General features: G+C 71.9%; 19 protein-coding genes. 7 read left to right on the forward strand and 12 right to left on the reverse strand.

The annotated features are described in order from the left end of the window. Positions 1 to 36 precede the first annotated feature (36 nt). The 3 genes from FRANEAN1_RS33260 (at position 37) to FRANEAN1_RS33270 (ending at position 2299) form a co-directional block, all read left to right on the forward strand. A complete protein-coding gene (locus FRANEAN1_RS33260; RefSeq protein WP_020464073.1) occupies positions 37 to 921 on the forward strand; it encodes an alpha/beta hydrolase in 885 nt (294 codons plus the stop codon). Positions 922 to 1057: 136 nt separating this feature from the next. Then, positions 1058 to 1639, forward strand: a complete 582-nt coding sequence (locus FRANEAN1_RS33265) for a phage holin family protein (protein WP_020464074.1) — start codon at positions 1058 to 1060, stop codon at positions 1637 to 1639. A 135-nt stretch (positions 1640 to 1774) separates the two neighbouring features. After that, entirely contained in the window at positions 1775 to 2299 is a 525-nt protein-coding gene (locus tag FRANEAN1_RS33270) for a DUF3618 domain-containing protein (protein WP_020464075.1), read from the forward strand. Here FRANEAN1_RS33270 and FRANEAN1_RS33275 read toward each other — a convergent pair whose 3' ends face one another. Beyond that, on the reverse strand, positions 2300 to 3643 hold the full coding sequence (locus FRANEAN1_RS33275) for a DUF4407 domain-containing protein (RefSeq protein WP_049795818.1): 1344 nt from the start codon (positions 3641 to 3643) through the stop codon (positions 2300 to 2302). 317 nt (positions 3644 to 3960) lie between these two features. On the opposite strand from FRANEAN1_RS33275, the gene FRANEAN1_RS33280 reads away from it, so the two are divergent. Continuing rightward, on the forward strand, positions 3961 to 4410 hold the full coding sequence (locus FRANEAN1_RS33280) for an SRPBCC family protein (RefSeq protein WP_020464077.1): 450 nt from the start codon (positions 3961 to 3963) through the stop codon (positions 4408 to 4410). A 48-nt stretch (positions 4411 to 4458) separates the two neighbouring features. On the opposite strand, the gene FRANEAN1_RS33285 is transcribed toward FRANEAN1_RS33280, so the two are convergent. Next, complete coding sequence (locus tag FRANEAN1_RS33285) at positions 4459 to 5496, reverse strand: sensor histidine kinase (RefSeq protein WP_347176858.1); 1038 nt, start codon at positions 5494 to 5496, stop codon at positions 4459 to 4461. 435 nt (positions 5497 to 5931) lie between these two features. Between FRANEAN1_RS33285 and FRANEAN1_RS33290 the strand changes: the two genes are divergently transcribed. Then, positions 5932 to 8646: a Tex family protein gene (locus FRANEAN1_RS33290; RefSeq protein WP_049796084.1), complete on the forward strand. Its 2715-nt coding sequence runs from the start codon at positions 5932 to 5934 to the stop codon at positions 8644 to 8646. Positions 8647 to 8822: 176 nt separating this feature from the next. On the opposite strand, the gene FRANEAN1_RS33295 is transcribed toward FRANEAN1_RS33290, so the two are convergent. From FRANEAN1_RS33295 to FRANEAN1_RS33325, 7 genes are all read right to left on the reverse strand, one after another. Further along, positions 8823 to 9713, reverse strand: coding sequence for a polysaccharide lyase (locus tag FRANEAN1_RS33295; protein ID WP_020464080.1), 891 nt, complete (start codon positions 9711 to 9713; stop codon positions 8823 to 8825). 218 nt (positions 9714 to 9931) lie between these two features. Continuing rightward, positions 9932 to 12094, reverse strand: a complete 2163-nt coding sequence (locus tag FRANEAN1_RS33300) for an acyltransferase family protein (protein ID WP_020464081.1) — start codon at positions 12092 to 12094, stop codon at positions 9932 to 9934. A gap of 1 nt (position 12095) precedes the next feature. Next, positions 12096 to 13547 carry a right-handed parallel beta-helix repeat-containing protein gene (locus FRANEAN1_RS33305; protein ID WP_157472889.1) on the reverse strand — a complete coding sequence of 484 codons (1452 nt, stop codon included), beginning with the start codon at positions 13545 to 13547 and terminating at the stop codon, positions 12096 to 12098. Positions 13548 to 13657: 110 nt separating this feature from the next. Further along, positions 13658 to 14992 carry a glycosyltransferase family 2 protein gene (locus FRANEAN1_RS33310; protein ID WP_020464083.1) on the reverse strand — a complete coding sequence of 445 codons (1335 nt, stop codon included), beginning with the start codon at positions 14990 to 14992 and terminating at the stop codon, positions 13658 to 13660. Next, complete coding sequence (locus tag FRANEAN1_RS33315) at positions 14989 to 16074, reverse strand: UDP-glucose 6-dehydrogenase (protein ID WP_020464084.1); 1086 nt, start codon at positions 16072 to 16074, stop codon at positions 14989 to 14991. The genes FRANEAN1_RS33310 and FRANEAN1_RS33315 overlap by 4 nt, the downstream gene beginning before the upstream one ends. 763 nt (positions 16075 to 16837) lie before the next feature. Continuing rightward, positions 16838 to 18169 (reverse strand): DUF5925 domain-containing protein, encoded by a 1332-nt coding sequence (locus FRANEAN1_RS33320; RefSeq protein ID WP_041256810.1) that lies wholly within the window; start codon positions 18167 to 18169, stop codon positions 16838 to 16840. Between the two features lie 261 nt (positions 18170 to 18430). Next, positions 18431 to 18907, reverse strand: coding sequence for a hypothetical protein (locus FRANEAN1_RS33325; protein WP_041255058.1), 477 nt, complete (start codon positions 18905 to 18907; stop codon positions 18431 to 18433). A 181-nt stretch (positions 18908 to 19088) separates the two neighbouring features. Here FRANEAN1_RS33325 and FRANEAN1_RS33330 point away from each other — a divergent pair, with 181 nt between their 5' ends. After that, positions 19089 to 20222: a BadF/BadG/BcrA/BcrD ATPase family protein gene (locus FRANEAN1_RS33330; RefSeq protein ID WP_020464087.1), complete on the forward strand. Its 1134-nt coding sequence runs from the start codon at positions 19089 to 19091 to the stop codon at positions 20220 to 20222. A gap of 125 nt (positions 20223 to 20347) precedes the next feature. On the opposite strand, the gene FRANEAN1_RS41790 is transcribed toward FRANEAN1_RS33330, so the two are convergent. From FRANEAN1_RS41790 to FRANEAN1_RS33345, 3 genes are all read right to left on the reverse strand, one after another. Next, positions 20348 to 20788, reverse strand: coding sequence for a hypothetical protein (locus tag FRANEAN1_RS41790; protein ID WP_157472890.1), 441 nt, complete (start codon positions 20786 to 20788; stop codon positions 20348 to 20350). After that, positions 20785 to 21666, reverse strand: coding sequence for a mechanosensitive ion channel family protein (locus tag FRANEAN1_RS33340; protein WP_020464089.1), 882 nt, complete (start codon positions 21664 to 21666; stop codon positions 20785 to 20787). Before FRANEAN1_RS33340 ends, FRANEAN1_RS41790 begins: the two co-directional genes overlap by 4 nt. 469 nt (positions 21667 to 22135) lie before the next feature. After that, entirely contained in the window at positions 22136 to 22759 is a 624-nt protein-coding gene (locus FRANEAN1_RS33345) for a TetR/AcrR family transcriptional regulator (protein ID WP_020464090.1), read from the reverse strand. Positions 22760 to 22847: 88 nt separating this feature from the next. Between FRANEAN1_RS33345 and FRANEAN1_RS33350 the strand changes: the two genes are divergently transcribed. Then, positions 22848 to 23327 (forward strand): SRPBCC family protein, encoded by a 480-nt coding sequence (locus FRANEAN1_RS33350; RefSeq protein ID WP_020464091.1) that lies wholly within the window; start codon positions 22848 to 22850, stop codon positions 23325 to 23327. Positions 23328 to 23849: the final 522 nt, after the last annotated feature.

Here is a 23849-nt window from a genome sequence, read left to right on the forward strand (position 1 = left end):
CGAGAACCACAACGACGAGCCGAACGGCAGACATAGATGTATGACGAAGCACCGGCCTGGTACGAGGCCGCCATCGATACTCGTCCCGAGCGGCTGGAGACCGAGGCCGACGGGACGATCATCAGCTACCGGTGCTGGGGGCGGGTCGACGGTCCCGCAATCGTGCTGGTGCACGGCGGCGCGGCCCACGCGGGCTGGTGGGACCACATCGCGCCGCTGATCCCAGCCGAGTACCGGGTGGTGGCTCTGGACCTGTCGGGCCACGGTGACAGCGGGCGCCGCGAGGAGTACTCGCTGAGCACGTGGGCATCCGAGGTCGTGGCGGTGATCGACCACGCCGGGATCACGTCCCCGCCGATCATCATCGGGCACAGCATGGGCGGCTGGGTGACCATCACGACGGCCGCCGAGTACCCGGACCGCGTCGCCGGCATCGTCGTCGTCGACTCGCCGGTGAAGGAGTCGACCCCGGAGGAGCGCGCCGCCCGCGAGCGGACGGCCTTCGGCCCCCTGCGGGTGTACGCGACGGCGGCCGACGCGCTGGCACGGTTCCGCACCGTCCCCGAGCAGCCGAACAGCCTTCCCTACATCATCGACCACATCGCCCGGAACTCCATCGGCGCGATGCTCGGCGGCTGGACGTGGAAGTTCGACCCGAACGTGTTCGGCAACCGGACGCCGTCCCCCGAGGTCCTGCGCAAGGTCCACTGCCGGGTCGCGCTGTTCCGCGCCGAGAACGGGCTGGTCACCCCGGACATCGGCGAGCTGATGTACAACCTGCTCGGCCGGGTCGCGCCGGTCATCGAGATCCCGCTCGCGGGGCACCACGTGATGCTCGACCAGCCGCTGATGCTGGTCACCGGGATCCGCACCATCCTGGCCGACTGGGAGCACTCGTCCCCGCAGGAGCGTGCCGACTAGGGCCGGTCGGCGGCGCGGGTTGCCACTCTCTGCCACATCCACGGTTAATCCGAGGTCGGGCGGGCATCCGGGTCTACACCGATCCGAATGGACACCGCCGGAGGGCGGGGTCAGGTCCGGTCGAGGAGGAGACGGCATGACCAGCACTTTCACCCGCCAGCCCACGACGTCGGCCCCAGCACCCCCCGCCGACCTCCCGGTCTCCCCGGGAGACGTCCCGACATCCCCGGACGGCGTCCCCGCCGACCAGGCCGGCATCCCGGGCCTTCCGCCCGATGCCACGGTGCAGACCACATCGCCTCGGATCACGCCGTCGGCCCCCGCCACGGTGACGGAGCCGCGGCCGGCCTCAACCGGCCGCCTCGTCTCCGACGTCGCGACGGACGTCTCCACCCTGTTCCGCCAGGAGATCGCGCTCGCCAAGGCCGAGCTGCGCGAGGAGGCCACGAAGGCCGGCAAGGGCGCGGGGATGTTCGCCGGAGCCGGCGGGGCCGGCTACTTCGCGCTGCTCTTCGTCCTGCTCGCGGTGATGTTCGGGCTGGGCGAGGTCATGGCACTGGGCTGGGCCGCGCTGATCGTCGGAGTGGTGCTCGCCGCGGTCGCCGCCGTCCTCGCCCTGCGCGGCCGCAGCACGGTCCGCAACGTGCACCCGGCGCCGACGCAGACAGTCGAGACGCTGCGCGAGGACGTCCAGTGGGCGCAGAGCCGCCGGCACTGATCCGCCGGTACCGATCCGCCGGTACCGATCCGCCGGCGCTGAGCCCACCCCAACCGCTATCACCGACCAGCGACGGAAGACGTCCCAGGCCGACGTCCCGGCCGAGCCGACGTCCAGGCCGAAAGGAAGGCGCGCGTGACCAGCACAACACCTGATGAGATCCGGGCCGATATCGAGGCGACCCGCGCCCAGCTCGGCCATGACCTCGACGAGCTCTCCGACCGCGTCAGCCCGCACAAGGTCGCCGGGCGCACCGCCGCCGGGGTGAAGGAGAAGGTCGCGGGGGCCGGCAGCGCGCTGAAGCCGAAGCTCGACGAGGCGACCCTCCGGGCGCGCGGGAGCGCCGGGCACGCGGCCACCGTGGCGCAGGAGACGGCCCACCGCCAGCTCGACGCCCACCCGCAGGTGGCGGACGCCCTCCATCGGACCACGGCGACCGCCGGCAGCGCGGTCACCGTCGGTCGGGAGAAGGCAACGCAGACGGCCACCGCGGGGCGGGCGAAGGCGGGGGCGCTCGTCACGGCCGGGCGTGACCGGGCGCGGGAGAACCCGCGCGCGGCCGGCTCGGCCGCGGGCGGAGCGGCGGTCCTGGGCGTCGTGGCCGCCCTGGTCGCCCGCCGCCGCCGCCGCCGGCGGCGGCGCCGCGCCGGCGACATCTGATCACGGCGGTTCCGGCGGCGCCGGCACCGCCGGGCCGGTGGCCACCGCCGATCCGGTTGCGGCTGAGGCTGCCGCGGCCGAACCGGTGGTGACAGCCGGGGTGGACGGCTCCGCGTCGGAGGTCGGGACGCGCGGCACGGCGACGATGCCGTGCCGTCGCCGCAGCTCACGCAGCCGCGACTCCTGGTCTGCGCTGATCTCCTCCTCGGCGAGGCGCGCCTGCGCCGTGTCGGCCGTCCAGCGCACGGCGGTCTCGACGCTGTCGCGGCGCAGCAGGTAGTCCTCCCAGCGCCCGGCGAGACGCGCCGCGACCACCGGGGCCAGGTCGCGGCGCTCGCGGGCGGTGTGCCCGACCTGCAGCGCGTCGACCTCGACGGAGGTCTCGTCCCGCCAGCGCTCGAGGCGCTCGCGCTGCCGGTAGGAGGTGCGGTCCAGACCACGCTTGAACAGCAGCGGGGCGAGGTCGATGCCGAGCAGGAGCAACGTCAGCAACAGGCGCCACACCAGGACGGAGCGGTCCTCGGTGGTCAGCCGCCAGAACGCCTTCTCCCGCATCAGCAGGTCGTCGGCCGCGCCCGTCGTGGTCTGCACCGTGGCCGCGAAGTCGGAGCGCCTGGCCTTCTGCGCAGCCCGAAACTCGTCAAGATCACGTTGGGCGGCGTCGCGCAGCCGGGTGGCGTCGGTGACGGCGGCGGTGGCCGCGGCCAGCTCGGCCAGCTTGATCTGGTAGACCGGGCCGGCCCCGCCCAGGCAGGCCGGGCCATCGCCGGACTGGCCATCGCCGGACTGGCCACCGGTGAGCTGGCAGTTCACCTCCGCCGTCTTCGCCTCGACGAGATCGTCGGCGGCGTCGAGGCCTTTCTGTTTCGCCGCGAGATCGGCCGTGCGGGCGGCGAGCTCGCTCTCCTGGTTCGCGTCCCACCCGGCCAGTAGGTGCCCGGCGTCCTCCTGCTGTATCTCGGCGACCCGGCTCGCGATCGAGGACTCGAAGATCCGGAGCAGTACCGTCTCCCCGACGATTATCGCCGCGCACACCGCGATGAACACGCGGACCGCCACGGAGAATCCAGCCCGGCCGGTTTCCACACCGCCGTCCGCGCCATAGCGGTACGGGGTCTGGGTCAGCAGGACGGACCGGTCGATGAAGAAGATGAACAGCGCGTAGAAGATGCCGAACGGCAGCGCCTGGAGGGTCCCGATGCCGAAACCGAGGGCCACCACCGTCGCCCCCGCACAGGTGGCAAGTGCCGCTGTCAGAAGCATCAGCGCGCCGGCCGTGACGAAACGGGCGCGCTCCGTCGGCGGGAGGAATTTCGCCTGCGCACCGGCGAAGAATGCCAGCATGTCCCCGAAAGCCCGTACCGGGCCAGGACGGCGCGGTCGTTCGCGGGAATGTTCGGAAGTCTGCGGTGAATCTGGCACAGGCCCCCCGTCCAACCGGTACTTCACAGATTCGCGCAGCATTTTGCCGGGCGGATCTGGCGCCGCCGGTGACACCCCCGGGCAGCGCGGCAACGTTATCTCCCGGCCGCCGTCCCCACAATTCATGGCTGAGAGCGGCGGCCCGGTGGGGCGGTCAACCGGATTTGTCGTGCCCGGGATAGTCTCGTTTTCGGCGGAGGTGCCGGCGCCGGCCGGGCCGAGTTTGGACGGAGTGAACGATGGCGCAGATCAGTGTCGAGGTGGAACGAATCGTCGGCGGCCCGCCGGAGCGGGTGCTGGCGCTGCTGGCCGACTACGCGGGGACGCGGGCCGAGCTGTGGCCAGAAATGATCACCGATTACAAGGTGGTCGAGGGCGGGGAGGGCCCCGGCACCCGGATCACCTACCGGCTGCACGCCACCCGCAAGCGCGTCCGCGACGTGGACGCGGTGGTCACTGCCCCCGCCGCGGGCAGCCTGCTGGAGGCCGACCAGCGCTCCTCCCTGCGCACCCGCTGGCAGGTGCGCGCGGCCGGCGCCGGCGGCAGCACGGTAACCGCGCTGACCACCTGGGACGGCGCGAGCGGGGTCGGCGGGTTCTTCGAGAAGACCTTCGCCCCGATCGGCATCCGCAAGCTGAGCAACGCCGTCCTGGACGGACTGGAGACCCGGCTGCGCCCGCCGGCCTGACCAGGCGATCTCCCCACGACCGGGCTCGGGGCCGCGGCCGGGCCCGGGCTACCCGGCCTCGGCCGCCGTGCCGTCCTCGGCGGTGCCGCGGACGGGCGCCGCGCCCCGGATCGCGATATGCAGGCGGACCACGGTGCCGACCGGCGAGGAGCGGAGCTGGACGAGGTCACAGAGCTGATGGGCCAGCCACAGCCCCCGGCCGCCCTCGGAGTCCAGCTCCGGGATCCGCTGGCCGACCAGCGGGTCGAGCACCCGGCCGCGGTCGGCGACCTCGCAGATCAGGGTCGGCCCCTCCACCCAGATGCGCAGCCGGCCGATCCCGCCGCCGTGACGCACGCTGTTGGTGACGATCTCGTGGATGGCCAGCCTCAGGTCGTCGACCCGGCTGTCGGGCACGCCGACCTCTCGGGCCCGGCCGACCGCCACGCGCCGCGCGGCAGACACGTCCCGCCCGGTGAAGCGCAGGCTGACGACCGCCCGGCCGGCCACTGCGGGCGCCGGCAGCCCCATCTCGAACGCCTCCGGCACCCCCGGCCCCAGCGGCGCGGACGCCGGTGCCCGGGTGCGGCCGAGCAGCGGGTCGGGTGCGGCGCGGTACGGGGCACCGCCGCGGGCCGCGCCGTCGCCCAGCACTCGCGGATGGGTCCGCCACGCGGCGTCCACCACCGGTGCCGGTAGCGTGGCCGCGTCGTAGGCGCAGCGTAGCCGCAGCCCGGATGATGCCCCGAAGGCCAGATTGGCCAGTGATTCGCAGTGGTGGCACTCGGCTATCTCCGCCGGGCTCCGCCCGGCCCAGACCAGCTCGCCGAGGCCACGTGCGCGGGTTCCCCGGGCCCGGGCCTCGTCCAGAAAGACCGACCAGGCCGGAATGACCCGGCCCGGATTTCGCCCGAATTCGGTGATGTCCAGGAAGGAGATCTTCGACACGATCGAGCCCAGCACGGACCGCAGCAGCCCGGCGTTGGCGGGCGTGACCGCGACCAGGACGGCCTCGTCACGCTGGACACCGGCCCGGACGAATTCCACCGCGCCGGCCAGGAAACCGGCCGGGCCGCGGTGGACGAGCGCCTCGTGAACGAATGCCACGGCTGGACCGACTTCCGGCCCGTGGGCGTCCCTCACGGTGTCCCCCCCGAATTCGATCAATCATGACCCGGACCGCCGCCGGGGCGCCGTCATCGCGGCTCCAGGTCCCCCCGGCCCGAGCTGCGACGTCGTGAGCCCCGCACAGAACGTGACAGGCCAATCCGAAACACCATGACATGGTATGTCGACGGAAGAACACCGTATTGCGCTAAAGAGCCTGGGCACCGGCGGACGGACCGCCCGGCGGGTGTCCCCGGCGGGCACGACATCCGGGCGGGCGACCAGCGCCGCGGCGGGGCCGCGCGGGCGTCCGGACCGGCACCGGGGCTCACCCCGACCGGCACCGGAGATCCGACGAGAGGGATTATCGGGAGACCAACCCCCGGGTCCGAACCGTGGGGACGATGAGCACACAGGCAAAGGCGGTTGCGGATCGTGACGACGGTGTCCGTCTCGGAGACGGTGTCTGTCCAGGCGCGGATCGCCGCGGAGCTGGGCGTGCGCGAGGGGCAGGTGGCCTCGGCGATCGACCTGCTCGACGGCGGTGCGACAGTGCCGTTCATCGCCCGGTACCGCAAGGAGGTGACCGGCGCCCTCGACGACGCGCAGCTGCGAACCCTGGAGGAGCGGCTGCGGTACCTGCGGGAGCTGGCGGAGCGGCGGGCGGCGATCCTGGAGTCCATCCGGAGCCAGGGCAAGCTGGACGACGCCCTCGAGGCGCAGATCATGGCCGCCGACACCAAGGCCCGCCTCGAGGACATCTACCTCCCCTACAAGCCGAAGCGCCGGACGAAGGCGCAGATCGCGCGTGAGGCCGGGCTGGAGCCGCTCGCGGACGCGCTGCTGGCCGACCGCTCGCTCGACCCCCGGGCGGAGGCGGAGCGCTACGTCGACGCCGAGAAGGGCGTCGCGGACGCCACGGCCGCGCTCGAGGGCGCCCGCGCCATCCTGGTGGAGCGCTTCGCGGAGGACGCCGACCTGATCGGTGCCCTGCGCGAGCAGATGTGGTCCCGTGGTTATCTCGTCAGCCGGGTCCGCGAGGGCAAGGAGTCCGACGGCGCGAAGTTCGCCGACTACTTCGACTTCGCCGAACCGTTCACGAAGCTGCCGTCCCACCGGATCCTCGCGATGTTCCGCGGTGAGAAGGAGGAGATCCTCGACCTCACCCTGGAGCCGGACGCGCCCGCCGACCCGGCCGAGCCCCCGGCCCCCGGCCCCACCGACTACGAGCGGCGCATCGCCGAGCGTTTCGACATCGCCGACGCCGGCCGGCCGGCCGACCGCTGGCTGCTCGACGCGGTGCGCTGGGCCTGGCGGACGCGGGTCCTGGTCCATCTCGGCGTCGACCTCCGCATGCGGCTGTGGACGTCCGCCGAGGACACCGCGGTGCGCGTGTTCGCGGCGAACCTGCGTGACCTGCTGCTCGCCGCCCCCGCCGGGCAGCGGCGCACCATGGGCCTCGACCCGGGGTTCCGTACCGGCGTCAAGGTGGCGGTCGTCGACGCGACCGGGAAGGTCGTCGCCACCGACACGATCTACCCGCACGTCCCGGCCCGCCGCTGGGACGACTCGGTGGCCTCGCTGGCGCGGCTGTCCGCCGAGCACGGCGTCGAGCTGATCGCCATCGGCAACGGGACGGCCTCCCGGGAGACCGACAAGCTGGCCGACGACCTGATCCGCCGGCATCCCGAGCTGAAGCTGACCAAGGTGATGGTGTCGGAGGCCGGTGCCTCCGTGTACTCCGCCTCCGCCTACGCGTCCCAGGAACTGCCTTCGATGGACGTCTCCCTGCGCGGCGCGGTGTCCATCGCGCGCCGCCTGCAGGACCCGCTCGCCGAGCTCGTCAAGATCGACCCCAAGTCGATCGGGGTCGGGCAGTACCAGCACGACCTGGCCGAGGCCAGGATGTCGTCCTCCCTGGACGCCGTCGTCGAGGACTGTGTGAACGCGGTCGGGGTGGACGTCAACACCGCCTCGGCGCCGTTGCTCTCCCGGGTCTCCGGCATCAGCGGCGGGCTGGCCGACAACATCGTCCGCCACCGTGACAGCAACGGCCCGTTCCGGTCGCGGACGGGGCTGCTGGACGTGGCCCGGCTGGGCCCGAAGGCGTTCGAGCAGTGCGCCGGCTTCCTGCGCATCACCGGCGGCGACGACCCGCTGGACAGCTCCAGCGTGCACCCGGAGTCCTACCCGGTAGTCCGGCGGATCCTGACGGTGACCGGTGGCGACCTGCGCGCGCTGATCGGCGACACGAAGACACTGCGCTCGCTCAAGCCCACCGAGTTCGTCGACGACACGGTCGGCCTGCCGACGGTGACCGACATCCTCGCCGAGCTGGAGAAGCCCGGCCGCGACCCGCGGCCGGCGTTCCGGACGGCCGAGTTCACCGAGGGCGTCGAAACCCTCGCCGACCTGGTGCCGGGCATGATCCTCGAGGGCGTGGTGACCAACGTCGCCGCGTTCGGCGCCTTCGTCGACATCGGCGTGCACCAGGACGGCCTCGTCCACGTCTCGGCGATGTCGAAGAACTTCGTCAGCGACCCCCGTGAGGTCGCCAAGCCCGGGGACATCGTGCGGGTGAAGGTCCTCGACGTCGACATCCCGCGCAAGCGGATCTCGCTCACGCTGCGCCTCGACGACGAGCCGGGCGCGGCGGACGCCGGCGGCGGGCAGAGCGGTCAGGGTGGCCAGGGCGGTGAGCGGCGCGCGGGCCGCGGCGGCCGCGGCGGGCAGAACCGCGGTGGCGCCGGTGGCGCCGGTGGCGCCGGCCGGAGCCAGGAGCGCGACGGCGGGCAGCCCGCCGACCAGCAGGGCGGCCGGCAGGCGGCAGCGGCCGGCGGCGGGCAGCCGGCCGGCGGCCAGCCCGGAGGCGGGCGTGGCGGTCCGGGGCAGCGGGGCGGCCCCGGCCAGCGCGGTGGTCCGGGCCAGCGCGGTGGCGGTGGCGGTGCGGGTCAGCGCGGCGGTGCCGGTGGCGCGGGTGGCGGTCAGCGCGGTGGCGGCGGTGGCCAGCGCGGCGCCGGTCACCGCGGCGGGCGGACCGACGGGGCCATCGCCGACGCGCTGCGCCGCGCCGGTCTGGTGACCGGCGACGAGGTCACCCTCGGCGGAAAGCAGGACGACAGCCGGGACAGCCGCCGCGGGCGCCGATAGCCGCGGCCGGGGTTCGTTCCGAAGTGTGTTGCCTCAGCGGCGCGTGGCGTGGCTGAGGCAACACACTTCGACGGCCGTGGATCGCACCTCGAGGCCGTGGATCGAGAACTGCGCCGGGCCCGCCGGCCAGATCGGCATGAGCCGGCGGGCCCGTCAGCATGGTCAGGCGGCCCGCATCAGCACGAGCCGCCGGGGCCGGCCTGGATGAACCGGTCGGAGACCACGAAGGTGGCGAAGTCGGCGTACTGGTCGACGGGGCTGGCCCAGCTCAGGTCATCGCCGCCGAAGAAGGTGGAGAAGAAGACGCCCTCGATACGCAGTGCCGGCGTGCTGCGGTAGAAAAGGCCGTCCTGGTGGAAGACCTCACGACCGTCGACCCAGATGGTCACCGATCCGTCCGCCAGCTTCGGGCTGTTCAGGCGGACGCGCTGCTGAATGGCCGCCCACCGTCCCGGGACGAATTTCCAGCTCCCCAGGCCGAGTGTCGTACCGTAATCTTTCGAGCGTGGAAGATAGGCGTACACCTGCCCTTTTCCGCCGGCCCGCCACATGTAGCGGGTGGAGAATCCGTTCGTGCCGTCCGGAGTGTTTCCGCCGGCCACGTGGGTGCCACCGAAGAATCCTGGGAGCTTGCCGCCCCTGGCGAACTGGAAACCATCCTGGAACCGGACTCGGTAGCTCAGATAGAGGTCGTCGGCGGGACCGTCACGAAGCTGGAGATAGACCTGGGCACCGCCGGAAGGGGCCCCGTCCTGCTCGACGGAGAGCTGGCTGACCGAACCCTTCGGATAGCGGACCCGGATGTGCTTCCAGGCACAGCCCGCCTCCGGAAGCTCCACGGTGACGTCGTACAGGCCGAAGGCGCCCCGCCGGCGCATGATCAGCTCTTCGCCGAAGAAGCTCTGCAGGTGCGGGGGCATCGGCGGTGCCGCCGGGGCACTCAGCCCATTCACCGCGGGCACCTCCGGCTCCGGCCGGCGCTCGTCCGGACCGGTGGTGCAGCCCACGGAGCCGCCCGCTCCCAGCAGCGCCGCCAGAAAAACGCCTCTTCGCGACAGTACGCTCACCGCTGTTCTCCCCGACCCGCATTCCGCCCACCTGGCTTATCGCCGGTAATTACGCGTGTCGGCTCGCGGCACCGATCCCCCGGCGGCGAGGACCACGAATTCCGGGTGGTCCGCGCCGGCATAAAGTCTAGACCGCGTGCGACCGGAACCCGGGTATGGCGACGGCCGGCGCGGCGATCCGTGCCGGCCGGCCGTCGGGCATCCGGGGCCGTTTCAGCTCATCCGGCCAGCCGGACCAGTTCCGACCCCAGGTACGACGCCAGGGTGGTGGAGTACGTACCGGTGATGTGGCTCTTGTCGTAATAGACGACCGTGTCGCCGATGATTGGCGGGCACTGTTCCTTCGCGCACAGCCACGGCACGGGATCGACCAGCATCGCCCCGCCGTCGCGGGCACCCTGGTTCTCGATGGCCCGCTGCGGTTCGGTCAGTTTCGCGTCGGAGACCCGCACAACACACCGGCGGATGTTCGACGGATTCCTGGCAAGGCAGTCCGGAACGTCGAATCCCGGGTAGGGCGTGTCCGAGATGAACACGACCTTGGCCCCGGTCGAGCGCAGCGTGCGCACGGCGCTCGCCATCCCGCCGGCACCCACCCGGATAGCCTCCGTCCGCGCCTCGGAACCGACGACGACCAGGTCCGGGTCGAGCGCGCCGATCCTGGCGAGGGCCTCCGCCCGCCAGGTGTTGCACTCGGTGTAGACCCGTTTCAGGGTCTCCAGCACGAAGTCCGGGTATTCGGCCGGCGGGCAGCCGCCCTTCGTGTAGGGGATCAGCCGCCAGCCGCGTTCGCGGCTGACCTTGTTCATCGCGTTGAACCACTGGTTCGCGTGCGAGTCGCCGAACAGGACGACCGTCCGACGGCCGTTCGGGTCCCCGTAGGCGCAGTCGGTGGGAGTGCTGGCGGTGATCGACGCGTAGCACCTGTTCGCCTTGTAGTCGAGTGGGACCTGTTCCAGCGACGGCCGCAGCCCCGCCGGCAGCCCCGGCAGGTCCAGCGACTGCTCGATCACCCGGGACAGAGCGGTGGACGTTCCCGCGGTTCCCGCCGTTCCCGCCGTTCCCCCGGCTCCGGGCGCTCCCGCCGCGGCATCGGCCGGGCCGGGGATCGGCGCCACACCGCCCGTGGTGGGGATGGCCGCGACCTGGCCCACGCCGAGCGCGACCGCAACCGCGGCGCCGGCCAGGCAACCACCGAGGCCAAGGCCGACCGCCGGCCGACGGACCAGCACCGACCCGGCCCGGATCGGGTTCTCGACCGCGTAGTAGGTGAGCGCGGCCAGGACCAGCGACCCCAGCACGGCGGCGACCTTCCCGCCCGTGCCGAGCGGTGCCCCGGAGGCCTCAGGCCAGAGCACCAGCACCGGCCAGTGCCACAGGTACCACGAGTAGCTGAGGCGGCCCGCCACCTGTAGCGGCCACCGGCGCAGCAGCAGCTCGGCGCCCCGGCGCGGCGCGGCGCACCCGCCTGCGATCACGAGCGCCGAGCCCGCGACCGGCAGCAGCGCCGCCAGCCCGGGGTACTGCGTGCCCTCGTCGAACCGCGCCGCGGCGACCAGGATCCCCAGCAGGCCCAGCCAGCTCAGCTGGGACGACAGCGCGCGGGGCATCCGGGCGAACGCGGGCGCGCCGAGCGCGACCAGCGCGCCCGCCGCCAGCTCCCACGCCCGGGTGTGGCTCCCGAAGTAGGCCCACGGCGCCGACCGCGGGGTGAGCAGCACGCTGAGCGCCAGCGAGCCGCCGAACACCGCGACGAGCACGGCGAACACTCGCCCGGTGCGGACCGGCCCGGTGCGGCCCCGGCGCCAGCCGCCGGCGATCACCGTGGTCACGGCCACCAGCACCAGCGGCCACAGGGCGTAGAACTGCTCCTCGACGGCGAGGGACCAGAAATGCTGGAACGGCGACGGCGGCCCGTCCGCCCGCAGGTAGTCCGTCCCGGCCTGGGCGAGCCGGATGTTGATCGCCGACACGGCGGAGAACGCCGCGTCCACGCTGATCGAGTGGAGGCGCAGCGGTGACGCCCACCGCCAGGCGGCCACCATCGTCGCGACGATGACCACCGTCGCCGCCGGGACGATCCGCCGCGCCCGTCGGGCGTAGAAGCCCCGCAGCGAGATCCGCCCGTGGCCGGCCCGCTCCGTGAGCAGCTGCCTGGTGATGAGGAAGCCCGAGATCACGAAGAAGACGTCCACGCCGACGAACCCGCCGGCGACGGCGAGCCCGGAGTGGCCGAGCACGACCAGGACCACCGCGACCGCGCGCAGCCCCTCGATATCCGGTCGGAACTTCCTGACCCTGGTGTCCCCGCCGGCCTCGGCCGGCGGGGACACCAGGGTCAACGTGTCGCCGATCGTCGGGGTGGCCTCAACCGTCGTCAAGTCAGACTCCGCCGCCCAGCACCGGACGGCCGACCGACCTCGACCGACGCCGGCGGGCGAGTCCGGTGAAGCCGCTGAGCAGGACCAGCACGAGTGGCACCGACGTCCAGATCCCGACGAGCACCCGCGGACGCCACTGGTCGCCGTTGTCGCGCAGCGTGTTCCCGTCCAGGCTGATGCCCTGCGTCGCGAGCTGGTTGTCGACGATCGTGTTGCTCCGTACCCGGATGTTCTCCCCGCCGCCGCGGACGTGCAGGCCCACCCGGTTGCCGGTGATCGTGTTCTGCTCGACGAGGTTGTCCGGCGAGGAGGCGAGCACGATGCCGTCACCGCGGTTGCCGCTGGCGGTGTTGCCGACGATGCGGTTCCCGGTGCTCGAGGCGTCCATCATGATGCCGTTGAGCCTGTTGTCCCGGGTGATGTTGCCCGCCACGACGCCGCCGGTCACGAAGTCGGAGAAGATGATGCCGTGCCGGCCGTTGCGCTCGCTGACGTTGTTACGCACCGAGATCCCGGTCGAGTAGCTGTGCGGGTCGACACCGTAGAGCGTGTTGTCGTGGAACCAGTTCTGCTCGATGGCCACGTCACGGGCATGGTCCGTGTACGTCCCGATGAAGCTGTGGTCGACCTCGGAGTGGGTCATGCTTCCGGTGGAACGGTCCGACCAGGAGACGCCGTAGGAGCTGTTCCAGTCCCGTCCGAGATAGCTCAGGTGGCTGCGGGTGATGGTGAGGGTCGCCGCGTTCGTGGCAACCACGAACGGCCGCCGCTCGTCGACGCTCAGCTGTTGCAGGTCGTCACTCGTCGTACTCGGGCGGACGGCGACGCCGTCCAGCGCCAGCCGGCCGCCGTCGACGCCCAGCAGCACGCCGCGCCGGACCTCGAGCACCAGCTCGGAGACCGGAGCGGTGATCGTGAGCGACGCCCCGGGCGAGACGACCAGCGCCGTCGACAGGGTGACCCGACCGCGGCCGTCGTACCCGGCCCAGGACGGGTCGTCGACCTTCTCGACGACGTCCAGCAGGCCGGTGACCGGGCGCTGCAACGGCACGACGCGCTCCGGCCGGCCGCCGGCGAGCAGCGTGATCGCGTCGGGCCCCACCGCGATGCCGCGGATCTCCGGTGACGGACTGACCCGCGCGTCGACGGTGTTGGGCGGCAGCCCCAGGATCACGTTGCTGAGCGGGTCGTAGGACGGCGTGTAGGCGTGCCGGTGGAAGTACTCGGTGGTCGAGGTCAGCTCCCGGTAGTCACGGCCGACGGTCACGCTCAGCGTGACCGCGCTCAGCGCCGTCATCACGGCCAGCAGGAGGTGGACACCGCGGCGGCGGGACCGTTCGCGCCGGGCGCGGGCGGCCGCCGTCACCGCCGCCCGCTCGCCCGGCACGCTCCCCGGCTGCCGAACGGGCACCGCGGTCGGCAGGGTCACCGTGTTGGCGGTGCTCGCCGTCACGCCCGCCGGGCCGGGCTGATACGGCGCGTGGGGCGAGTGCAACCCGAGAGGTGGCTCATGAGGTGGCTGAGGAGGATGGGGAGGGTAGGGCTGGCGGGTCGGGCGGGTCGTCATCGGTTGCCCTCCCCCGCGACGGACGCGGGCACGCGGCCCCCGCCGGCCACGGCCTCGTCGTCCCGGGCAGTGCCGGTGGTGCCGTCCCGGTCCCGGTCCCGGTCGCGCTGGCCGCTGGTGGCCGCGGTCTTGGCGATGACCTCGAAGCTGCGCGGGTTCCCCATGTAGAGCGTCGCGACGAGCGCGACGATCGTGAACGTCGCCGTGACGGGCGCCAGGACCACGGCGGCGAGGCTCTGCAGGACGCGGTTCGTCCAGAATCTCGCGCTGCTCACCCCGGGCTGGCGCAGGCCGGCGTTGACCCAGCCACTCAGCCCGAAGTTCACCAGCCAGACCGCCAGCGAACACCAGAAGAGCGAATGCGCCCAGCCCGCCACCTCGATCGTGTCCGTGAGGATCAGGACGACCGCCGAACCCGACGCGAGAAACGTGAACAGGCTGAGGAAGTACCGCACCGCGATTCTGATCGCGGCGCCGAGCGGGAGCACGTCGCGGTTCACGATGGCGTGGATGTTGCCCCACATCCACCGGCGGCGCTGCTTGAAGTAGGCCTGCCACGTCCACGGGGAGGTGAGCTGGATGTACTCGTGGAAGAAGCCCCAGCGCAGACCGGCCGCCGCCGCGTTGCAGCCGAAGGTGAGATCCTCGGAGGCGAAGATCCGCCAGTTCCAGGTGACCGTCCGCTCGGTGTGACCGGTGATGGTGAGGCCCTCCCCGTGGACGAACAGCGGCCGCCCGAGGATTCCCTGGAAGGAGGAGCAGTAGGTCATGCAGTTGTGGAACCGCAGGTCATCGATGTGGCTCAGGATGAAGTGCGCGAACGGCCCGCTGCCGTAGTCGATGCGCGGGGCCGTCACGCCCTGGCAGATGTCGTAGTCGGCCGCGTAGGCGGTCTCGAGGTACTCCCACGTCGGAGACGTGTCGTCATCGAGAAACGTGATCTTTGTATCGGCCGTGTCGTAGCCGAGATGCTGGCGGACGATCCGGCTGAACTCCAGGGCACGCGCCTTGTACTGGGCCACGCAGGTGAAGTCGGTGGGCACCGTGATGACCCGGTCCGCCTCGGGGTAGATGTCGCCGTTCCCGGGCTCGTTGGTCACCCAGATCTCGTAGTTCATCGTCATCGGGAACGAGCGGATCTCCCGGATGATCTCGTTGACCCGGTCCTGTTCCCGGCCGACGGTGGTGATCTGGATAATGTATCTCGAGAAGAGATCCCGGTTCTGCCGGAAGGTCGTGTGGAACCACCACTCACCCGCGGCAAGAATGAAGATCTCGATCATTGGCCGGAGGAAGGCCACAAGCAACAGCCAGGGCAGCAGGGTGCTCATCGGGGCGCGCCTTCCGTCGCCTCGACGCCACGGGAGTCCCGCGGCTGCCGTGGAAGCCGGTCGGGCGACCAGAGCGCGCGGGCGGAGGCCAGCCCCGCCCCCGGTTCGGTGGCGCCGCCACCGAACCCGTCACCGAACCCGTTGCCGGACCTGTCCCCGAGCGAGTCAGCGGCTCGCCCGCCAACCAGCTCGGCGACCCGCTCGCCGCTCACGGCGCCGTCGGCGGCCACGCGGTCGACGAAGCGGCTGTTCATCTCGATGACCGACCGCAGAATCGGCATGTCCACGCCGACACCAGCGGCGAACCCGAGGAAGGCCATGGTGTCCTTCGGCAGGCAGACACCCCCGTACGGCGCGCCGCCCCTGGTCCCGTAGGCGGGGTTGAAGGACGCCTCGGCCGACCGCGAGACCGTCTCGGACACCGCCCCGAGGTCGATCTGAAGACGCTCTGCGACGACGTGCATCTCGTTCCAGAACGAGATCTTCGTGGCGTTGAAGATGTTGTGCGCACACTTGACGAACTCGGCGGTCGTCGGGTCACCGAAGATCCTCATGGTCCCCCCGAAAGGCGCGAAAAGCTCCGCGAGGCGCTCCTGGACCCGCCGGTTACGAGCCCCGATGACGGTCATCCACGGCCAGCGGAAGTCCTCGGCGGCCGACGAGGCGCGCAGGAACTCCGGATTGCTGGCCAGCAGGAACCCGCTGCCCTGACGCAGCCCGGACTCCTGCTCCAGCAGCGGGCCCACCAGCCCCTCGGTCGTGCCCGGATCGACGGTGCTGCGAACAACCACGGTGTGCACGGCGGACGTCTCGCACAGGGCGCGGCCGAGGCCGCGGGTACCGGCCACGAACGCCGCGAGGTCGTAGCGGCTGCCGGCGTTCGGTGTCGGCAGGGTGAGAAAGACGAGGGAGTCGCCCTCCGATCTCAGGTCGATCTCGGGCCGCGCGTCCAGGCCGATCTCGTTCAGGAATGCGACTCGCTCCGGTGAGACGTCGATGAACGTGACCCGGTGCCCGGCGTCGAGCAGCCCCCTCCCGGTGGCTGTTCCCACGACTCCGGATCCGACGACAAAGATTCGCATCTTCTTCAGCTCCTTGGGGCGCGCTCAGGGCATGGTCGGCCCGGGCGGCGTCGAGCGGGCGCGGACGATGACGTCCGAGAATCCGCGCGTAGGGCGGCGGAGAGCCGTCCCGGTCCGCGCGGCGTTATCGTGGAGTCCGCGTCCCGGTCGGGATGCACGGACTCGTGAGCCTCGGGCTTTGCGCCCGGTTATTCTCTAAACGATTAGGCGGCGTCGCCGTGGCCGGTCCCGACCGGCCCGCGCTCCGGTGTCCGCCGACCCGCGGCCGGGTGGAGTACGGACGAGGACGCACGTCGTGATGCCCGTGAACGGCGGTGGACCGCCGTTCCCCCCGGGCACGCTCGCGGACACGGACACAATGCCGTCCGCACGCTGCGTTGCCATAACTACTGTTTCCCCCAGTGGTTCGCGGCCGGACCCCGGAACCGACCCCCCAGACACGTTTACCGATCGATGATTACCCCAGAACAGAGCATCCCCAAATACCCCGTCCAAGTGCGGAAGAGTAGCCGATCGGCGCGTGGTTCGCCGCAGAAGGCCGACACCGGGCGTGTTACGCGGGACGGCCGTGAAGCGAATTCAGCCACAGAATTGCGCGAAAGCGGTGCGGTCGGAACGGTCGTTCATCCCTTTCCTGGCGATCCAGGAACTATCTCCATTCGGGAACCCGTCCGCACTGTGCCGATATCGTGCTCTTCGCCCGGCATGCACCTCTTCTCCGGAACGGCGCCGCCCGGCGGCACGGGACCGGCGCCGCCGGGTGTCAGAGGTACAGGCCGGTGTGGCCGTCGCGCTCCGGGGTGGTCGCGGGCATCCGTCCGTCACGAAGGGCGAACAGCTCGGCCAGGGTCGCGGACATCCCGACCCCAGCGTCCGCCGCCGTCCCGAGCCAGGCGAGCGCCTCCTCGCGTGGGAGCGGCCCGACCTCGACCTGGGCGAGGCAGCGGCCCGGCCGCACGATCGCGGGGTGCAGCCGCGCCAGCGGCTCGTTGGTGGTGACCGCGACCAGGACGTCCCGGCCCTGCCCGACCAGGCCGTCGGTGAGGTTGAGCAACCTGGACAGCGCCTGGCCGGAGACGCTGCGGGCGTCGCCGCGCAGCAGCTCGTCGCAGTCCTCGATCACCAGCAGACGCCAGCGGCGCCGGGACGAGTCCTCCGTGCCGCCGCCCGTCGCCCCGCCGCCCGCCGACACTCCGCCCGCCGGCACTCCGCCGGCGCCGGGGCTGCCGGGGCCGGCAGCTGCGTCCGCGGTGCCCGCCGGAACCGCCGCGGCTGCGTCCGTGGTGTCCCCGTCGGCCGCCTGGTCGGCTTCCGCGGTGGAGTCCGACGCCGCGTCACCGAGCGCCAGGCTGGTCCCCTCGGCCGGGCCGTCGTCGTCCGTGTCGTCCGACCCGATCGCCACCTCCATGAGGTAGCCGGGGTCACCGAAGAGCGCCTCCGGGTCGAGCACGCAGTCGACCTGGCACCAGCTCCGCCACTCGTGCGCGAGCGCGCGCAGGATCGTCGTCTTGCCGGTTCCCGCCGGCCCGTGCAGGAGGATCAGCCGGCCGACCAGGCTCTCCGGGCGCATGGTCATCAGATGGTCCAGCGGCGCCAGCGTGGTCTCCGCGTAGTTGCGCCGGATCGACCGCCAGGCGGTCGTCGCGGCCCGCCGGATGATCCTCGTCGGCCCGCGCTGGGTGGAGAGGTACCAGAAGCCCATGGTCACGGTGCCCTCGCCGACGGACTCCGCCGTCGCCTGGCGCACCACGCCGTCGAGCACCGTCCGGGCGAGCTCCTCGCTGACCGCCGTCACCAGGACCTCGGCGCTGCCGCCGCGCCAGCGCACCGCGCGCACCGTCCAGCCGTCACCGGTCGCCAGCCGCGAGTCACGGGCGTCCTCGACCACGGTCCGTACGACCTCGGCGTCGACCGGCAGCAGGCTGGCGCCGGGCTTGAGCCGGTCGATGCGCGCGCTGCGGGCCCAGGGCTGGTCTCCCTTGGTGAAGGGGCCGAGCGCGAGCGCGTCGACGACGTCGTAGGGGGTGTCCGAATCGTCGAGGGCGACAACGAAGGGCAACCCCGCCGGGAGCCGGCCGGAGCGCTCACCCCTCACACGATCGCCGTTGGACGAGGAACCCTGCCGCGGAATGGACACGAGACAGATACTCGGTGACGAGTGCTCCTGACACCACCTGGTTCCTCCATTCCGTCGCGGAAGGTGGTGGGAGGCGCCCAGCACACCGCGTCATGGCGGGTCTCGGAATCGAGCCCGCATGGCCTCCCGCCGCGTACCCGATGGTCCGCTCCCCGCGGCGGGAGGTCCCTGCCTGACCGTCAGTACCCGTGTGGGTACCACGCAGGAGCCACCGGGTGGCTACGGCCGGGCACCGGGCCCGGGGACGTCCGGCGCCTCGGCACCAGGCTCGGGCGGCTCCGGAGGCCCGAACCTGGCCACCTCGAGCACGGCCCGCAGGAGGTCGATGAGACGGTCCCATCCGACGAGGAGGGCGGCGGTGTTCTCGCCGGTGACGGGGTCCGACGCGAGCAGGTGCAGGGTCTTCACCACGGCGTAGAGGTACTGCGGGCGCGGCCGCCAGACGGTGAGCTGCGGATAGGTCTCGTCCAGTGCCTGGTGCAGGACGCGGCGCAGCGGCGTGTCGGGGCGCCGCCGAGCCGGGTCGGTGTGATGGAGGATGGTCACCACGGCGTCGATCTCGTCCACGTCCGGCAGCCACGCCCCGGCACGCAGCGCGTTCTCAGCCTCGGCGAGGGCCTCGTCCACGGCTGCCACCGGGTCGCCACCGCCGTCGGGCACGGGCGGCGGCGCCCAGTCGTCGTCGTCATCGGTCACCTCACTACCGTCTCTCAATGAAGCCACGATGGGACACGGGGTGATCGGATACACAGCGCCGCCGCGTGGTGGGAGACGCGGCGGAAGACATCGAGAGGCACGATGCGGGGGACCCCGTCCGGCCGGAAGGCCTCTACCTTCCGGTGACAACCCACGGTCGACGGAATCGCGAGGCGCCCCAGTGCCCAACCTGCAGCCAGAGAACTCCAGGCCGTTGATCAGCCTGCCACCGTCCCTGCGGCCGCCCCCGGAGCCTCCGCCGTCAGCGGGGCCCCTGCCGTCAGCGGAGTCCCTGCCGGAGGCGGCGCCTCATGCTGGTCTCCCCCGCCCCTTCCTGCTCGGCGTGGACGGCGGCGGTACCAAGACCACGGCCGCCGTCCTCGACCTGCGGCGGTCGACGCTGACCACGGCCACCGCGGGCCCGAGCAATCTCGACGTCGTCGGCCTCGACGGCGCCGCCGCCGCGATCATGGAGGCCGTCCGTGGCGCGCTCGGCCAGGCGGGTGCCGCTGCAGACGAGGTGGCCGCCGCGGTGCTCGCGGTGGCCAGCGCCGACACCGACGACAACCAGGAGGCCCTCCGGAGCCGGCTGACCGGCCTTCGGCCGGTCGGGAGCACGCTGGTGCTCAACGACGTCGTCGCGGCCTGGGCTGCCGGCACGCTGGGCCGCCCCGGTGTCGCCGTCATCAGTGGTACGGGCAGCAACACCCTGGGGGTCGCCGCCGACGGGCGCACCTGGCGATGCGGCGGCTGGGGGCACCTGCTGGGCGACGAGGGCTCGGGGTACTGGATCGGCCTGCACGGGATGCGCGCGGCCGTCGAGTTCCGGGACGGGCGCGCCCCCTGGTCGGCGCTCGTGCCCCGCCTGCTCGCCTTCTACCATCTCGACCTGGTCGAGAGCGTCGACGATCTCGTCTACGGCAGCCTCGACAAGGCGGGGATCGCCGCGTTCGCCGTCGAGGTCGCCGCCGCCGCGGCCGCCGGTGACGCCGTCGCCCACCGGATCCTGACGGACGCCGGCCGGCTGCTGGCCGACCAGGTCCGCACAGTGATCGACCGGCTCGGGCTGACGGGCGAGTTCCCCGTCTCGCTCGTGGGCGGCACGTTCAACTCCGGGCCGCCGTTCCTGGACGCGTTCACCGCCCGCGTCACCAGCGCCAGCCCGGGCGCGCGTCTCGTCCGGCCGCGGATGTCCCCGGCCGCCGGGGCCGTCCTGCTGGCGGCGCGGCTGGCGGGCACCGAGCAGCTGGTGGGCTGGGCCGGTATCGGCGATGCCCCGGGCACCCCCACGGAGGAACTGGTCCGCCCGCGCTGACAGAACCGGAACCCGGGCTGCCTTGGGCATGCTCAAGGCGTGCTCAGAGCGTTCCCAGAGCTTGGGTCAGTGCACAGCGGTCAGGACCGCGGTCAGGCGCGGTCAGGCGCACGGTCGGGGTCCGGTCAGGGGGCGGGCGTCATGGTCGGCCCCGGCGCCGGGGCCGACGGGGCACCGGACAACGACGGGACCCGCGCGAACGGAGGCGCGGAGGCCGGCGAGGCGCCCGCCGACGGGTCGGTGGAGCCGAACGGGTCCACGGTGCTGGTCGGGTCCACCGTCGCGGTCGGACTGGCGGTGACGTCCGGCGAAGGCAAGGGTGACACCGTCGGCGAGGGCGGGGCCACCGGCGCCGGGGCGGTGGTCGCCGGCGCCCGCGGTGTCGGCGTGGCGCTCGCCTGCGCACTGCGCGGTTCGTTCTTCACCTGCTCGACCGCCGTGGTGTAGGAACGTGACGCCGGCAGCGACTCGGGCCGTACCAGGATGTACAGCGCGAACACGGCGACGAGCGCGAACACGAGCAGCAGCGTCGAGCGCTGCGCCGGTATCCGGTCGAGGAACCTCATGAGGACGTCGGCGGGGCCGTGTCGAGGTCGGCCGGCACGTGGATCCCGGCACGCAGCAGCGCGACCGTGATCTTGGCCCGCAGCGCCCGACCGACCTCGAACTGCTTGCCCGGCAGGGTCCGGGCAACGACCCGGATCTTGAACTGGTCGAGGTCGATGCTCTCCACCCCCATCACGGTCGGCGCGTCCAGCAGCAGGTCGTGCAGCGCGTCGTCGGCGTACGCCTCGGCACCCACCCGGGCCAACACATCACTTACCGTAGTAACATCAACACTTGTGGGTATCGGGACGTCCACGACAGCCCGCGCCCAGTCCCGGGACAGGTTCACCACCTGGACGATCTGCCCGTTCGGCGTGATCACCACCTCGCCGTTGGACGTCCGCACGCTGGTGATGCGCAGCGTGACCTCCTCCACCGTGCCAGTGACCGCGCTCGGCGCCCCCTGGACTACCAGGCGGACGAGGTCCCCGAAGCCGTACTGCCGCTCGGTGACCAGGAAGAACCCGGCGAGCACATCCTGGACGACGCGCTGCGCGCCGAAGCCGAGCGCCACACCGACCACGGTCGCCGGGGCGACGATGCCGGTGACCGGCACCCCGAGGCGCTGGAGCACCAACACGACCGCCACGCAGTAGACCAGAGCCAGTGACACCCAGGTCAGCACCTGGACGACCGCGTGGCGATGCTTCGTCGCCTCGGAGCGCACCACCCCGTCGCTCTGGCTCGACTGCTGGTCGATGCGCCGCTCGACGCGGTCACCCACCCAGGTCGCGAACCGGGTCAGCAGGACGGCCGCAATCACGATCATGACGATCTCGAGCCCGCGACCACGGGCCCACTCGGAGATGTCCGTCAGCGGAGCGGCCGCCGTGATCATGCCGCCGCCACAGTCATGACGCCGGCGCGATCATGACGTCGGCGTGGCTCGGCCCGCGTCGGCTTCCCGCAGGCCACACACGCGGCCGGCGGCACCGCGCCAGCAGGTCGGGTATGCCCTCACCCATCCGAACCTACCCGCGGCCCTCCGCCCCGACCGCCCCGCCCCACGCCCAGCCCACAAGCCGCAAAGAAATCACCACCTAAGCTCACACTCCAACCAAACAACCCTGAGGGGTTAACCGAACACCTGAAGCAACCAAACCCCGACCCAGAACCCGCCTCACCCCAGCCAGCACCCGCCACGGTTGGTCGGCAGGGCCGGCCCCTGACAGGGCCTGGGACAGGCCGACTCCAGATGTGCGGTCGGTCGGCCCCGGGCCGCTGCAGCTAACCAGCTCAATCCGGCCTCCCGGTCGGATTCGGAACCCAAGGTCAGGTTCAGCACCCAGCCGACTGCGGCGCCCAGGTCACTCGGGCGGGTCGTCACCTGGAGGCTGGTGGTCGAACGCGGCGAGCATTCGTTCCATCGCCAGGTCGACGCCCTCGCGGTCGCCGGTGGCGAGCAGGTCCAGGAGCAGGCCGCGAGTAGTTGCGAGTGCGAGGCGGGCCTGCGTGCGTGCCGCGGCCGGCGGCAGGCCGTCACGCACCAGGAACTCGGTCATCGGGCCGAGCCAGTCCTCGACGACTCCATCCAGCAGCGGTTGGGCGTAGGCGCGGCCCTGCAGCGCCTGGCCGTAGATCTCGAAGAAGAGGCGCTCGAACGGAGCCAGTTCGGGCTGGCTCAGCCGTCGCCACATCTGGCGGCCGAGCTCGACCGCGGAGGCTGCCGGTTCGCGCTGCATCTCGGCGAACGCGGCTCGTTGCTGTTCCTCCATCGCGCGCACCACCTCGACGAGGAGGCCGTCCCGTGAACCGAAATGGTAAATGATCATGCGATGGCTGGTGCCGAGAGCGGTCGCCAGTTGGCGCAGACTCAGGTCGCCGATCCCGTGCTCCGCCAGGTGCGCGATGACGTCTTCCAGCAGGGCTTCCCGCGCACGCCGCCCCGCGCTGGTGCGCGGACTGTCCGGCAACTGACCTTGCGACGTCATGTACCAGATGGTACGTGTACCACTTGGTACACGTCGCGGCGCCACCCGGCGCCGGTCGAGAAACCGATCACCCCACAGGAGGCACCCGATGTACTACGAGACCTCGGTGACCATCGACGCCACGTCCGACGAGGTCTGGGCGGTGATACGGGACGTCGAACGCTGGCCCACCTGGACTCCGACGATGACCACCGTGGACATGGCGGCACGGCCCGCGGCGGTCGGGAGTTCGGGGGCCGACGGCGAACTGCGCGACGGCAGCGTCGTGCGGATTCGGCAGCCCCGACTGCCCGCGGCCGAGTGGACCGTGACCGACCTGACCCCGGGCTCGGGCTTCTCCTGGATCTCCAGGGCCACCGGCATGACCACGGTCGCCGACCACCGCATCATGCCCGCCGCGGAAGACGGCAAGGTCACGGTGCGGCTGAGCCTGCGGCAGTCCGGGCCGCTGGCGCCGGTGGTGGCGCTTTTCATGGCGCGACTGGTCCGCCGCTACGTCGACACCGAGGCCCAGGGCCTGCGACAGCACTGCGAGCAGCGGTCCCGCGCCGGCCGGAGCGGCAGCTGAAACGCTGCACCTCACCTGCACGGCCACCGGAATTCAGCCGCCATCCGCGCGAGGCCGCCGGCCCGGGGTGCCTCGCAGCGCGCTTCGTGGACTGGCGGGGCGGACCGAGTTACGGACCCAGCCTGCCTCGATCTGATCTGATCTGATCAGATCAGATCAGATCAGATCGAGGCCCCGTAAGCGAAATTCAACCCAGAATTTCGACATGAGCCCGCGAAACACGGGCATGAATCGATCACATTCCGGATCATCACCGCTGGAAATCGATCCCGCCGATTCCGCGGACAGCTCTCCTCAGGACCACCCACCGCGAGGGTAGGCCCGGGAGCCCAGACCGGGCCGCCGGTCCGAGGCCGTAACGCGCCGAAGTAGTCATCCGAGCATTTCTTCTCAGCTATCTCGGGCTCCACTGTCGAGATCTCGGGTCAGCCCCCGCTTCCACCACATCCCGATGACACGCGAAATCGATCCGAAGGCGAGCGGTCGTCAGCGGACCTCAACCCCGCAGGGCGCACGCAGAGT

The sequence above is a fragment of the Parafrankia sp. EAN1pec genome (assembly GCF_000018005.1).
GTDB lineage: Bacteria > Actinomycetota > Actinomycetes > Frankiales > Frankiaceae > Parafrankia > Parafrankia soli.